Here is a 12,839-nt window from a genome sequence, read left to right on the forward strand (position 1 = left end):
ACAGGACCTTCGCAGGGCTGTTCTTCTTCGCCGCAGCCTTCCTGGCGACCGTTCGACGCTCGAATCCGATCTGATGGAGAACCGGACCCTGAGCGGGAGCAGTCTGTGCCCATGTCTGCGCGGCGAACGATTCGACGCCTGCTGTGGACCTTTTCTTCGCGGTCCCCGCACGGCTCCGACAGCGGAACAGTTGATGAGGTCGCGATACAGTGCGTTCAGCGTCGGCGACGCCCAGTACCTGCTCGACACATGGCACCCGACCACCGCACCCGAAACCCTCGAATTGGACCCGCGCCAGCGGTGGTACCGACTCGACATCCACGGCACCGGGGCCGGCGGTCTGCTCGATCACGACGGTTGGGTCGAGTTCAGCGCGTTCTATCGCCACCCCGACGGGGGCGGTGAGCTCCGCGAACGCAGTCGATTCGTCCGGGACAACGGACGATGGTTCTATCTCGACGGCAGGGTCAGTACCTGATCACTTGCGGAGCTTCTGCGGACGATTGCTCGCCGCCCGACGGGCTTCGTCTTTCGCCTTGACGCGCTCGGCCTCGGCGCGGACCTCGTCCTGCGTGCGGCGTTCCTTGACCAACCAGTCCGGCTTCTCTTCGAGTAACGAATCGATCTGCTCGGCCGTGAGGGCGTCGGTCACTCCGGAACGAGCAAGACCCGCAATGGAGATGCCGAGCCGTCGCGCAATGACGTCCTTCGGAAACGGACCGTTGTTCTGGAGTTCGAGCAACCACTGCGGCGGATCGGCACGCAGCGCGTCGAGATCGGCCCTGCTCACGGGAGTGGACTGGAACTCCTCGGGGGCGGCTGGCAGGTAGATACCGAGCTTGTTCGCCGCGGTCAGGGGCTTCATGTTCTGTGGTTTCTTCTCCGGGCTCACTCGCACAGCCTAACTTCCCGATGGATCGTGAAATGCCACCGTCGTCGAACGATCGATAGTGTCGCCTAGTGTTGGATGCGTGAACTTCGAGGTACAGACACTCCGCTGGTACATCGCTGTGGCGGAGGAACTGCACTTCGCGCGCGCCGCCAAGTCGTTGAACATCGCCCGCACCACCCTGAGCACGGCTGTGATCGACCTGGAAACCGAGCTCGGCTACCCGCTGTTCGTTCGCGGGGCATCTCCCACGCAACTGACCGAAGACGGTGTCCAGTTTCTCTCGACGGCACGCGTTCTCGTCGACGAGGACGAACGGCGTGTCGCCGAGGAAGCCGCGCTCAGAGCCTCGCAGCTACGCACTCTGACCGTCGGTTACACCGAAGGCGTGACACCGACGAAATGGGTTCGTATCTGGGCAGAGCGCTTTCCCGAAATCGCGATCGACCTTGTGCCGTCGACACCGGACACTCAGCTCTCGCAGCTGCGGGAGGGCGCGGTGGACGTGGCATTCGTTCGATTGCCGGTCGACCGCGACGGGCTGAGCGTCATCGGTCTGTACGAGGAGGTACCCGTCGTGGTGGTACCCAAGGATCATCCGGTTGCTGCGTTCGATCGAATCTCGGTGTCCGACCTGTCCGACGAGCACCTGCTGCACGATCTCACCGAGGTTCCGGAGTGGACCGCCGTCGCCTCTGAGGTGGCGGACGGCACTCGACTCGCGTTACCTCCGATCGAGTCCAACAGCGAACTCGTCGAGTACGTGGCTGCTGGGCTGGGAATCGCGATCGTGCCGCAATCGATAGCGCGTCTGCACGCACGCAAGGATCTCGTGTATCGGCCGGTCGACGGTGTCGCCGGCTCGCCGATCGCGATTGCGTGGCCGACCCAGGAAACAACCGACAACGTCGAGGAATTCGTCGGCATCGTGCGGGGCCGCTCGGTCCGTAGTTCACGCGGGACGCCTACCGCACCGGCCAAGACCAAGAAGCCCCGGCCCGAGAAACCCGCCAAGAAGGTTCAGCGTGCCGTAACACCCCGAAGCAAGCGACCGAGGCGCTGACGACCGATCAGATACCCAGCCCGCGCAATTTGTCGAGTTCTCGACGCTCACGCTTCGTCGGCCGCCCGGCCCCGCGGTCTCGGCGAGGTTGCGAAGCTAGGACCTCCTTCGGGGGCGGTGGCGGACTTCGGTCGATCATGCACTCGGCCGCGACCGGCGCACCCACTCGTTTGGCGACGATGCGGACTACCACGACGATCTTCTCCAGACCGTCGACTCGAAGCCTGATCTCGTCGTCGGGCCCGATGCGCTGACCCGCCTTCGCCGGCGTGCCGTTGACGCGAACATGCCCACCGCGACAGGCGGCCGCAGCAGCAGATCGCGTCTTGAACAAGCGCACGGCCCAGATCCAGCTGTCGAGGCGAACGCTCTGCATGTCGGACATCGAAACGAATGTACAAGACTCGCCGAACTACATGTCGAGCCCGAGGTCGAGCACGGTGACCGAGTGTGTGAGTCCACCTACCGCGAGGTAGTCGACCCCGGTTTTCGCGTAGTCATGGGCGACGTCGAGAGTCAGTCCACCCGAGGACTCGAGCCGAGTCGACGGAGACAGTGTGGCGCGCCGCTGGACAGCCATCTGTGTCTGCCACAGCGGGAAGTTGTCCAGTAGCACCAGGCCGACATCCTCGGCCAGCACCTCGTCGAGTTGCTCGAGACTGTCGACCTCGACCTCGCATTCGATGTCCGGGGCCGCAGCCCGCACCGCCTTCAGCGCCGCGACCACAGACCCTGCGGCGGCGACGTGGTTGTCCTTGATCAGAGCCGCGTCGCCGAGACCCATGCGGTGATTCACGCCTCCTCCGGCCCGTACGGCGTACTTCTGCAACGCGCGCAGGCCGGGCAGGGTCTTTCGACTGTCCCTGATCTTCGTGTCGGTGTCGGCGACCTCTGCGACCCAGGCTGCGGTGGCCGTCGCAATTCCGGACAGGTGGCACAGCAAGTTCAGCATCGTGCGTTCCGCGGTCAACAGCCCGCGGGTAGGACCGGTGATCGTCAGAACACTCTGTCCAGGCACCACCTCCGTGCCGTCGACCACTCGATCCTCGACTACGTAGGCCTCCGCTCCCAGTACCTCGTCCAAGACCAGCAGGCCGACATCGAGCCCCGCGACGGTTCCGGACTGCCTGGATACGACGGATGCTGTGGCGACTGCGTCGGCGGACACGGTGGCGATCGTGGTGACGTCGGGCCCGTACTTCAGATCCTCGGCGAGTGCGGCAATGACCAGCGCGCGCACTTCCTCCACGTCCAATCCTTGCGTCGTCAGCGCGTTCACTGTCAACTCACTCCTGTCATGGTCTGTGCGTGTGTGTCGCCGATCGGGACCGGTAGCGATTCCAACTCTCCATCGGAGCCGAGGCGTATTCGAATGCTGTGCTGCATGTGCTCCGCGCTCGCCGGATGATCGCGACGCGTGTGGCAACCGCGACTTTCCACACGTTCGGCAGCCGCAGTCACGAGAGCCGAAGCCGTCAGCGTCAGTGCCGAGTCCTCCAATGCCGTGACCGTGGCACCGAGAACGGACGGCGCGATTCCGTCCGTTTCGTCTGCCGACGTGCCCGCAAGTGCGGACAGCGCTGACGCGGCGAACGCGAGCCCGTCAGCGTCGCGAACGACCCCGGCATGTTCGGTCATCAGCTGCTGCAGGTCCGACCGCCGGAGACGACGCAACGAAGGCAGGTGCACAGCGACGTCGGGAGTCGGTCGACCGCGGCGCTCGCCAGCGACAGCGCCGGCGCGTTGGCCCATCACGAGGCCTTCGAGGAGGCTGTTCGACGCCAACCTGTTCGCGCCATGCATGCCGGTTCTGGCAAGCTCGCCGGCGGCATACAGACCGTCGACGCCTGTTCTCCCCCACACGTCCGTGACGACTCCACCGCACGAGTAGTGGGCAGCGGGCGCGACCGGAATGAGGTCGACGAGCGGATCGATTCCGGCCGCGAGTGCGGATGCCGCCACCGTCGGGAAGCGGGTGTGAAAATTGTCGATCGAACGTGCGTCGAGCAGAACGTGGTCGGTACCGGTGATCCGCAGTCGCTCGGCAATCGCACGCGAGACCACATCGCGTGGAGCAAGATCCGCGAGCGGGTGGACTCCCTCCATGAACCTGCGACCCTCGAGGTCGACAAGGTGCGCCCCCTCGCCGCGCACTGCTTCGCTGACGAGCGGTCGCCTGCCGGTCGAACCTGAGGAGAACAGAACCGTCGGATGGAATTGCACGAATTCGAGATCGGCGACGTCCGCCCCGGCGTCGAGGGCGAGGGAAATCCCGTCGGCTGTTGCACCGGGCGGGTTGGTGCTGCACGAGTACAGCTGCCCGAGCCCGCCTGTCGCGAGAAGAACGGCCGGGCAGTGAATCACGCCGTATCCGCTTCCCGAGTGCACGAGCAGTCCGACGACTCCGCGGTCGGTTGTCAGGACCCGGACTGCGGTGGTCCCGAACAGCACTTCTCCTCCAAAGGCCGTCGCAGAAGTGATGTCCAGTGCACGTTGGACCTCCGCTCCGGTGGCATCGCCCCCGGCGTGAATGATCCGCCTGACGCGGTGCCCACCCTCCCGGGTTCGCGCCAGCCCACCGTCGGCCCCGCGGTCGAACGTGGCACCGAACGACTCCAACGTCGCGACCGCGTCCGGTCCTGCGGCGACGATCGATCGGACGGCCACCGAATCGCACAGTCCACCGCCCGCTTCGCACGTGTCGTACACGTGCGAGTCGATGGCATCGGTATTCGTGAACTCTGCGGGCACGGCGATGCCGCCCTGCGCGTACTGAGTAGAGGTGTCCGACGGGCCGGTCTTGGCCACGGTCAGCACAGTCGAGCCGGCCCGAGACGCTGCGCGGGCGGCACTCAGACCCGCGACGCCACCACCGACGACGACGAGGTCAGCCGAGCGTTCCCATCGAACGCTCACCTCGGGTGTCACTCGCCGCCACCAGGGTTGCCGATCTCGATCATGCGCTGCACCGACTTGCTGGCGATGTGCGCTGTATCGAGGTCGACGTGCACCTCGTCCTTGCCCTCGACGAGGCACCTCAGCAAGGCCGCCGGGGTGATCATCTTCATGTATCCGCAGGACGCGCGATCGTTGACGGCCAGGAAGTCGACGTCGGGCGCGGCGCGGCGCAGCTGATGCAGCATGCCGATCTCGCTGGCAACGAGGACCTGCTTGGCCCCCGTCGTGCGAGCCGCGTCCAACATGCCACCCGTGGAAAGGATCTTGACCTTGTCCTCGGCGACGAAGCCTTCACCTGCCAGGTACAGAGCCGATGTCGCACAACCGCATTCGGGGTGGACGTACAGTTCGGCGTCGGGGTGGACACGAGATTTCGCGGCCAGTTCGTCACCGTTGATGCCTGCGTGGACGTGGCACTCACCGGCCCAGATATGCAGGTTCTCCCGCTTCGTGACTCGCTTGACGTGCGCGCCGAGGAACTGATCGGGCAGGAACAGGATTTCACGGTTCGGATCGATCGACTCGACGACCTCGACCGCGTTGGACGACGTGCAGCAGATGTCGGTCAGCGCCTTGATCTCGGCGGTCGTATTGACGTAGGACACCACGATGGCCTGCGGGTAGTCGGCTTTCCACTCGCGCAATTGTTCGGCGGTGATGGAATCGGCCAGCGAACAACCGGCCCGCTGATCAGGAATCAGGACGGTCTTGGCCGGACTCAGAATCTTGGCCGTCTCCGCCATGAAGTGCACCCCACAGAACACGATCTCGTCCTCGGGTACTTCGGCAGCCAATCGGGATAGCGCCAACGAGTCACCGACGTGATCAGCAATGTCCTGGATGGCCGGCAACTGATAGTTGTGAGCGAGGATCGTGGCGCCGCGCTTGCGGGCAAGGCGTTTGATCTCGGCGGCCCACTCCTCGGACGCCTCGACCCCGCTGAATCCGCCTGGACCGTCGACGATGTCTGCAGCCCCCGCCCACACTGCGCTGTCGACTGCTGCTGAACCACTGGTTCCGAGCCGGGTTGCATTGCTCGTCATCGCGGGACTCCTTCATCGTTCGCCCGGTCTGTGCAGTCCTGCTGGGTTGCTCCTGCGGGCTGCCCTTCCGGTCCGGATTTCCTTCGTAGGGGTTTTCGACTTATGATCGAAAACATGCCACATCGTAGCACTGTCCACGAAGTCCTCATCGCGGTGTTTCAAGTTAGGACTTTCGTCGCAGGCCAGACCCCCGAACTGGGAGTGCTCCTGTGGCAACGTGCCCTCGAACCCGACAAGGGATCGTGGTCACTTCCCGGCGGGGTCCTGGGGGATGACGAAGACCTCTCGACATCGGCCCGTCGACAGCTCGCCGAGAAGGTCGACGTGCGGACAGTGGCACACCTCGAACAACTGTCGATCTTCAGCGACCCGAATCGGGTACCCGGGAGCCGCCGAATCGCGTCGAACTTCCTCGGACTCGTTCCGATCTACTCCGAACCGAAACTTCCGTCCGACACCGCGTGGCATCCCGTCGCCCGCTTACCCGCAACGTCGTTCGACCACGGCACCGTCGTCCTTCATGCACGGAACAGGCTGGTGGCGAAGCTTTCCTACACGAACATCGCGTTCGCACTCGCACCCGTCGAATTTGCGATGTCGACACTGCGCGAGATCTCCGCCGCCGCACTCGGTTATCAGGTCGATGCCACCAACCTCGGCCGCGTCCTCGGGCGCAGAAAGGTGGTCGAGCCGACAGGGCGCACCTCACCGTCGGGCAAGTCCGGCGGCCGCCCCCCTGCGCTGTACCGGTTCACCGAGTCATCGCTTCGGGTGACGGACGAGTTCGCGGCGCTCCGCCCACCGAGCTAGCGGTCGGCGTCGACCTCGTCCGACTCGGACAGCGAAAGTTCCTGGTCCGGGGTGAACCGAAGGTTGTCGTGCGGATTCATCGCCGCCAGCAAGAGCACGACGAGCGACGCGAGAAGCGGTTGAACCACCAGCACGAGTGGGGATTCGAACCCGGGCGCAACCGACACCACGCTTCCAATCGGCGGATCGTCGGGGCTCGGGACGATCAACCCTGCAACCCAGACTCCGACTCCGAGCATCGCCGACGAGCCGAGGGCAGCACCGACGAGCACGCCGAGGAACAGAACCGGGCCCCGGACCGATGTCCATGTCCACAGGGCGACGGGAAGAACGATTCCCGCGACCAACGAGATGCACACGAATATCGCGATTCCGTCGAACCGATGAAGACTCTCGCCCGTCAACGCTGCGCCACGCCCGGGATCGACGACGACGAACTGTTCCGGCGGCGCCATGGCGGCCCACACCACACCGCCCACAACGCCGAACAGAACCGACATCACTACCGCACGTGCGACGATCTTCGTGGACCCGACGTCGCGAGCCTGGGGCGGGGTGAGTGTCACCGTTGACCACGAGACTCTGAGTCGATGCCGCCATGCCTGGAACACACCGAATGCCAGCCGTTGGGCATGACCTGGACGACCAGACGCCGGCCACAGTCACCGCAGAACCTCGGCGGCTCCAAACCGAGCAGCGCCGCCTGCGGAGTGGCATCGATCGCATTCGGCACGAGAGCCCGACCTGTATACGGATTGAACTTCTCACCGCTGGTCGTCACGCCGTCCACCTTAGATGGTCGAATTCAGGGCCTTGATCGGCATCCGCAGGGAGTCGAGCAGGTCGAGATCCTGCTCCGCGGGCCTGCCGAGCGTCGTCAGGTAGTTGCCGACGATGACGGCGTTGATGCCGCCCAGAATCCCCTGCTGCGCACCGAGGTCACCGAGAGTGATCTCTCGTCCACCGGCGAACCGGAGGATCGTCCGAGGCAAGGCCAATCGAAACGCAGCGACAGCCCGAAGCGCGTCGGAGGCGGGCAGCACGTCGAGGTCGCCGAACGGCGTTCCCGGACGTGGGTTGAGGAAGTTCAGCGGAACTTCATCGGGTTCCAGACGGGCCAGATCCGCCGTGAACTCAGCGCGCTGCTCGAGTGTCTCCCCCATCCCGAGAATTCCGCCGCAGCACACTTCCATTCCGGCGTCGCGAACCATGGCGAGGGTCTCCCACCGTTCCTCCCATGTGTGTGTGGTGACCACGTTGGGGAAGTACGAGCGGGACGTTTCGAGGTTGTGGTTGTAGCGATGCACACCCATCGATACGAGCTGGTCGACCTGTTCCTGGGTCAGCATGCCGAGCGAGCAGGCGATGTCGATCTCGACCTCGTTGCGGATCGCTTCGATGCCGGCGGCGACCTGGGCGAGCAGTCGTGCGTCGGGCCCACGCACTGCCGCCACGATGCAGAACTCGGTCGCACCCGACTTCGCAGTCTGCTTGGCAGCCTCGACCAGGCTCGGAATATCCAATCGCGCTGCACGCACCGGCGACTCGAACAGTCCGGACTGCGAGCAGAAATGGCAGTCCTCCGGGCAGCCACCGGTCTTGAGGCTGATGATGCCCTCGACCTCGACTTCGGGTCCGCACCATGCCAACCGAGCCTCGTGTGCCACCGCCAGCAGTTCTTCGAGTCGCTCGTCGGGCAGTCGAAGCACGGTCAACACCTGTTGTTCGTCGAGTCCGACGCCGCCCTCCACCACCTGAGATCTGGCGATGTCGAGAATGTCGGTTCGTACGGATCCCTGCGTCACGGACTGCTCCTGGGTCGAGTGGACGATACTTGAAAACACTGACTTGAACACTGTTCAACTTGAACGTCGTTCACGTTAGGCTGAGCGTCGGTTAGTGTCAAAGCCGAGACCGGTCACCACCACGACCAAGGAGTGCGGAGTGCAGCTGCGACGAGCAGACGTCTTGGAGGGCGCAATTTCCATCCTCGACGAGTACGGGCTCGGCGATTTGACGATGCGCCGCGTTGCAACCTCGCTGCATGTGCAGCCAGGCGCCCTGTACTGGCATTTCAAGGACAAGCAGACACTGCTGGGTGCCATCGCGGACTCACTGCTGGCTGACGTCGACGCCCCGACGGAGCAGGAGAACTGGGACGGTCAGTTGCGCGAGCTCGCACACCGCCTTCGCGACCGCCTACTCTCGCATCGCGACGGCGCCGAACTCGTCGCCGCAACCTATGCCTCACGGATGGTCACGAACCGGATCCGCGAACGGATCGCCGCCGTCGGTATCCGTGCGGGACTGTCCCGGGACGAATCCGAATTGACCGCCGACACCCTGCTCTACTACATCCTCGGACATACCGTCGACGAGCAAGCGCGAATGCAGATGGACTCCATGGGCGCCCTCGCCGACGGAAACTCACCACTGTTCGAAAAGCCGGATCCTACAAGCCGATTCGACTTCGGACTGGCATTGCTGGTCGATGGGGTCCGCTCACGGCTCGGCGACCGCGCCCGAGCCTAACCGCCGAAGACAGGCCCGAGCCCGGCACTGTTGGCCGTGTTCCCGGCAAACGGATTGTCGCGCACCATGTACGTCCACGTCGATGTCGGACGCGCCAATCCGGCGTCGTCCAGATCGATTCCCTCGGCAGTGATCTCGGCGGTCTCGAAAGTCGCTGTCGCCAACTCGACAGCCTTCTCCGACACCGTCTTGAACGCGTCGACAGCAATGCGGTGATACTCGTCGAGCGGATTCTCTCGACCGAGCGCGCGCAAGTGAATACTCTCGCGCACATCGGCGAGATGAGCGAGGTAGTCCGACCAGGATCGGTCCAAGTGGAACAGCACGATCCGGCGCGCAACCACGACCAGTGTCTCCTCCGGCACTGTCTTGCGCAGTTCGGCGACACGGTCGGGCGCCGCCGACGACAACAGCTCGAGCGCTTCGCCGGAGAACAACAACGCCGCACGACGCTTGTCGAGGATGTCGCGGTGCTGCGCAGTCAGCTGGTTGTATCGCCATGTGCGCGAATGCACTTCGAGCATGACACCCTCAGCGATGCGTTGCGCGTGATCCATCTTTCCCGCAACGCCACTGGCCGTGATCAGTCCCGAATCGTCGTGGTTCTTCGGCTGCTCCTTCGGCGCAAGATTCGCGGTGACGACCTCGTCCTCCCAACTGGAGAAGAACACCGATCGGCCGGGGTCACCCTGCCGCCCGGCCCGTCCGCGCAGTTGATTGTCCAGACGCTCGGTCGTGTGGCGTCCGACGCCGACGACGAGGAGGCCGCCCAACTTCGCGACCTCGTCCTTCGCTGCGCCCTCCCCTGTCGGTCCGCCGAGTTTGATGTCGGTTCCGCGACCGGCGATCTGAGTGGACACGGTAACCGATCCGCGCACGCCTGCCCTGGCGATCACGGCCGCTTCCTCCGCATCGTTCTTGGCATTGAGCACGACAGCCGAGATTCCGGCCTCGTCGAGAAGCTTCGCCATTTCTTCCGATTCGGCTACGTCGTGCGTCCCGATCAGAATCGGTTGGCCGGTCTCGTGTGCGTCCGCCACATAGCGCACGACGGCTGCGTTCCTGTTTGCCGCCGTGTCGTAGACGCGGTCCTCCTCGTCGATGCGGATGTTTGGCTGATTCGGCGGAACAAGCGACACCCCGAGTCCGTAGAACTTCTTGAGCTGCTCCCCTGCCGCCAGTGCTGTTCCGGTCATTCCGCACACTGTCGCGTATCGGCCGATCAACGCTTGCACGGTGATCGTGTCGAGGATTTCACCGGTCTCGGTCGGATCGAGACCTTCTTTCGTCTCCACTGCAGCCTGCAACCCGTCGGGCCACCTCTGCAGTTCGGCGACACGCCCCCGGGATGCGTTGACCAGTTGGACACGTCCGTCACGAACGATGTAGTGCACGTCGCGCTGAAGTAGGACCTGAGCATGAAGGGCAACGTTGACGGCAACGAGCGTGGTTGCGACGTGGCCCTCGGAGTACAGATCGATACCGCCGAGCTCGACCTCCAACCGTTCGGCGCCCGCATCCGTCAGGAACACGTTGCGGCCCTCTGCGTCGGTGTCGAAGTGTGTCCCGCGGTCGAGCGACCGCACGACATCGAAGACCTTGTCGGTGGGCACGTCCGTCGATACCGATCCGGCAAGAACCAACGGCACGAGGGCCTCGTCCACGAGAACCGAATCGGCTTCGTCGATCAATGCGACGTCGGGAATCGGAGTAACAAGTTCGGCGGCATCGTCGACGAGATGATCGCGCAGTACGTCGAAGCCGATCTCGTTGACGGAGGCGTACGTGACGTCGCATCGGTAGGCAGCGCGACGTTCGGATGCCGTGGAGCCCTCCGCGACGGAACCGACAGTCAGACCGAGCAAGGTATAGAACGGTTCCATCCACTCGGCGTCACGACGAGCAAGGAAGTCGTTGATCGAGATGACGTGCACCGAACGACCGGACAACACGTAGCCGACGGCAGCCAAGGCCCCGGCAAGGGTCTTGCCCTCACCGGTCGCCATCTCGACGACATCACCCTCACGCATCCGGACGGCGGCGAGGAGCTGAACATCGAACGGCTTCATGTCGAGAGAACGCGCCGCGGCCTCGCGGACGAGCGCGAGGTAGCGGGGTACGTCGAGGGCGTCGGAACCTTCGACCCGCAAGTCAGCGGCTGCGGCGGCCATGTCGGCGTCGGACAATGCGCCGGCCCAGTCGGCGTGACCGTCGGCTCGATCGACGCTGGTGCGTGAGCGCGTCTGACCCTTCTGAGCCGAACGCCCGAGTATGCGCCAGAACCGATCAGAAGCCACCGTTGTCCACCAATCCACTGCTGTGAAGTCACTGCTACGAGTACCGCCCCAGTCAGACTACTGAAGCGGAATATCGACGGGTGATCGTTGTTGAGCCATGGGGGGCCGAAATGCCCTCATTCAGCAGAAAGGACACGATGACACGTTCCTATGGCAAGGATTCCGCATCTGTCGACAAGTTGACGCCCGAGCAGTACCGCGTCACTCAGAAGAACGGCACCGAACGCGCCTTCGACAACGAATACTGGGACAACCACGAACCAGGCATCTATGTCGACGTGGTGACAGGTGAGCCGTTGTTCTCGTCCGTCGACAAGTTCGAGAGCCACTCGGGGTGGCCGAGTTTCACCAAACCGGTGATTGCGACGAGTGTCGTCGAGAAGCGGGACTTCAGCCACCTCATGGTGCGCACCGAGGTCCGCTCGGCCGCAGGCGATTCACACTTGGGACATTTGTTCAAGGACGGTCCGAAGGACCAGGGCGGCCTCCGCTACTGCATGAACTCGGCTGCATTGAGGTTCGTGCCGGTGGATCGCCTCGAAGCCGAGGGTTACGGTGAATACAGGGCACAGTTCGGCGACGAATCCGACAGCACCGGAAGTTCAGACTAAGGAGCGCAGCAGTGAGCACATCTACCGAGACCGCCATCCTCGCCGGAGGTTGCTTCTGGGGAGCGCAGGAGCTGATCCGTCATCGGCCAGGCGTCGTATCCACTCGCGTGGGCTACTCGGGAGGCGACGTCGACAACGCGACCTACCGGAATCACGGCACTCATGCCGAGGCCGTCGAGATCGTGTTCGATCCGTCGGTGATCTCGTTCCGCGATCTGTTGGAGTTCTTCTTCCAGATTCACGATCCGTCCACGAAGAATCGCCAAGGCAACGACGTCGGAATGAGCTACCGATCGGCGATCTACTTCACCAGCGACGAGCAGAAGCGCGTCGCACTGGACACCATCGCCGATGTCGACGCGTCCGGGCTGTGGCCGGGCAAGGTCGTCACGGAAGTCACTGCCGCCGGACCGTTCTGGGAAGCCGAACCGGAGCATCAGGACTACCTGCAGAACTACCCGACCGGGTACACGTGCCACTTCGTACGTCCCGGATGGAAGCTGCCGCACCGCGAAACCGCGTCCAGCTAGAGCGCAAACATCCACTCGACAGCGGCCCCCGGAGCTCGTGCTCCGGGGGCCGCTGTTGTGTTCGCATTCGTGTACACGATGATCCTCGAAAGTCGAGGTTGACCTT

15 protein-coding genes are annotated in these 12,839 nt (G+C 64.0%); 6 read left to right on the forward strand and 9 right to left on the reverse strand.

The annotated features are described in order from the left end of the window. Positions 1 to 73: 73 nt before the first annotated feature. The gene (locus tag A2J03_RS28370; protein WP_068381332.1) at positions 74 to 478 is read left to right on the forward strand and encodes a YchJ family protein; all 405 of its coding nucleotides are present in this window, start codon (positions 74 to 76) and stop codon (positions 476 to 478) included. On the opposite strand, the gene A2J03_RS28375 is transcribed toward A2J03_RS28370, so the two are convergent. Further along, positions 479 to 892, reverse strand: coding sequence for a DUF5997 family protein (locus A2J03_RS28375; RefSeq protein WP_068381238.1), 414 nt, complete (start codon positions 890 to 892; stop codon positions 479 to 481). Positions 893 to 971: 79 nt separating this feature from the next. On the opposite strand from A2J03_RS28375, the gene A2J03_RS28380 reads away from it, so the two are divergent. Next, positions 972 to 1,952 (forward strand): LysR family transcriptional regulator, encoded by a 981-nt coding sequence (locus A2J03_RS28380; RefSeq protein ID WP_068381241.1) that lies wholly within the window; start codon positions 972 to 974, stop codon positions 1,950 to 1,952. Positions 1,953 to 1,959: 7 nt separating this feature from the next. Here the strand turns inward: A2J03_RS28380 and A2J03_RS28385 are convergent, their stop codons facing one another. Genes A2J03_RS28385 through nadA form a run of 4 tightly spaced genes read right to left on the reverse strand, consistent with a single transcriptional unit; the run spans position 1,960 to position 5,953 of the window. Next, a complete protein-coding gene (locus tag A2J03_RS28385) occupies positions 1,960 to 2,337 on the reverse strand; it encodes an RNA-binding S4 domain-containing protein (RefSeq protein WP_068381244.1) in 378 nt (125 codons plus the stop codon). A 27-nt stretch (positions 2,338 to 2,364) separates the two neighbouring features. Then, positions 2,365 to 3,231, reverse strand: a complete 867-nt coding sequence (gene nadC, locus A2J03_RS28390; RefSeq protein ID WP_068381246.1) for a carboxylating nicotinate-nucleotide diphosphorylase — start codon at positions 3,229 to 3,231, stop codon at positions 2,365 to 2,367. Between the two features lie 2 nt (positions 3,232 to 3,233). After that, on the reverse strand, positions 3,234 to 4,880 hold the full coding sequence (locus A2J03_RS28395) for an L-aspartate oxidase (protein ID WP_068381249.1): 1,647 nt from the start codon (positions 4,878 to 4,880) through the stop codon (positions 3,234 to 3,236). Further along, positions 4,877 to 5,953: a quinolinate synthase NadA gene (gene nadA / locus A2J03_RS28400; protein ID WP_068381251.1), complete on the reverse strand. Its 1,077-nt coding sequence runs from the start codon at positions 5,951 to 5,953 to the stop codon at positions 4,877 to 4,879. The genes A2J03_RS28395 and nadA overlap by 4 nt, the downstream gene beginning before the upstream one ends. Positions 5,954 to 6,067: 114 nt before the next feature. Between nadA and A2J03_RS28405 the strand changes: the two genes are divergently transcribed. Next, on the forward strand, positions 6,068 to 6,763 hold the full coding sequence (locus tag A2J03_RS28405; RefSeq protein WP_068381334.1) for an NUDIX hydrolase: 696 nt from the start codon (positions 6,068 to 6,070) through the stop codon (positions 6,761 to 6,763). Here the strand turns inward: A2J03_RS28405 and A2J03_RS28410 are convergent. From A2J03_RS28410 to bioB, 3 genes are read right to left on the reverse strand one after another with little or no spacing between them, the layout of a single operon-like run. Next, a complete protein-coding gene (locus A2J03_RS28410) occupies positions 6,760 to 7,329 on the reverse strand; it encodes a DUF2567 domain-containing protein (RefSeq protein ID WP_231912750.1) in 570 nt (189 codons plus the stop codon). The genes A2J03_RS28405 and A2J03_RS28410 overlap by 4 nt on opposite strands. Next, positions 7,326 to 7,544 (reverse strand): biotin synthase auxiliary protein BsaP, encoded by a 219-nt coding sequence (bsaP, locus tag A2J03_RS28415; protein ID WP_156520636.1) that lies wholly within the window; start codon positions 7,542 to 7,544, stop codon positions 7,326 to 7,328. Before bsaP ends, A2J03_RS28410 begins: the two co-directional genes overlap by 4 nt. A 10-nt stretch (positions 7,545 to 7,554) precedes the next feature. Further along, positions 7,555 to 8,568: a biotin synthase BioB gene (bioB, locus tag A2J03_RS28420; protein ID WP_068381257.1), complete on the reverse strand. Its 1,014-nt coding sequence runs from the start codon at positions 8,566 to 8,568 to the stop codon at positions 7,555 to 7,557. 139 nt (positions 8,569 to 8,707) lie between these two features. Between bioB and A2J03_RS28425 the strand changes: the two genes are divergently transcribed. Next, entirely contained in the window at positions 8,708 to 9,295 is a 588-nt protein-coding gene (locus tag A2J03_RS28425) for a TetR/AcrR family transcriptional regulator C-terminal domain-containing protein (RefSeq protein WP_068381260.1), read from the forward strand. On the opposite strand, the gene secA2 is transcribed toward A2J03_RS28425, so the two are convergent. Then, the gene (gene secA2 / locus A2J03_RS28430; RefSeq protein WP_082898153.1) at positions 9,292 to 11,592 is read right to left on the reverse strand and encodes an accessory Sec system translocase SecA2; all 2,301 of its coding nucleotides are present in this window, start codon (positions 11,590 to 11,592) and stop codon (positions 9,292 to 9,294) included. The two genes, A2J03_RS28425 and secA2, sit on opposite strands and share 4 nt — an antisense overlap. Before the next feature lie 137 nt (positions 11,593 to 11,729). Between secA2 and msrB the strand changes: the two genes are divergently transcribed. Then, positions 11,730 to 12,203 carry a peptide-methionine (R)-S-oxide reductase MsrB gene (msrB, locus tag A2J03_RS28435; RefSeq protein WP_068381340.1) on the forward strand — a complete coding sequence of 158 codons (474 nt, stop codon included), beginning with the start codon at positions 11,730 to 11,732 and terminating at the stop codon, positions 12,201 to 12,203. A gap of 11 nt (positions 12,204 to 12,214) precedes the next feature. After that, the gene (gene msrA / locus A2J03_RS28440; protein ID WP_068381266.1) at positions 12,215 to 12,733 is read left to right on the forward strand and encodes a peptide-methionine (S)-S-oxide reductase MsrA; all 519 of its coding nucleotides are present in this window, start codon (positions 12,215 to 12,217) and stop codon (positions 12,731 to 12,733) included. The last annotated feature ends 106 nt before the right edge of the window (positions 12,734 to 12,839 follow it).

Source organism: Rhodococcus sp. EPR-157 (genome assembly GCF_001647195.1).
Lineage (GTDB): Bacteria > Actinomycetota > Actinomycetes > Mycobacteriales > Mycobacteriaceae > Rhodococcoides.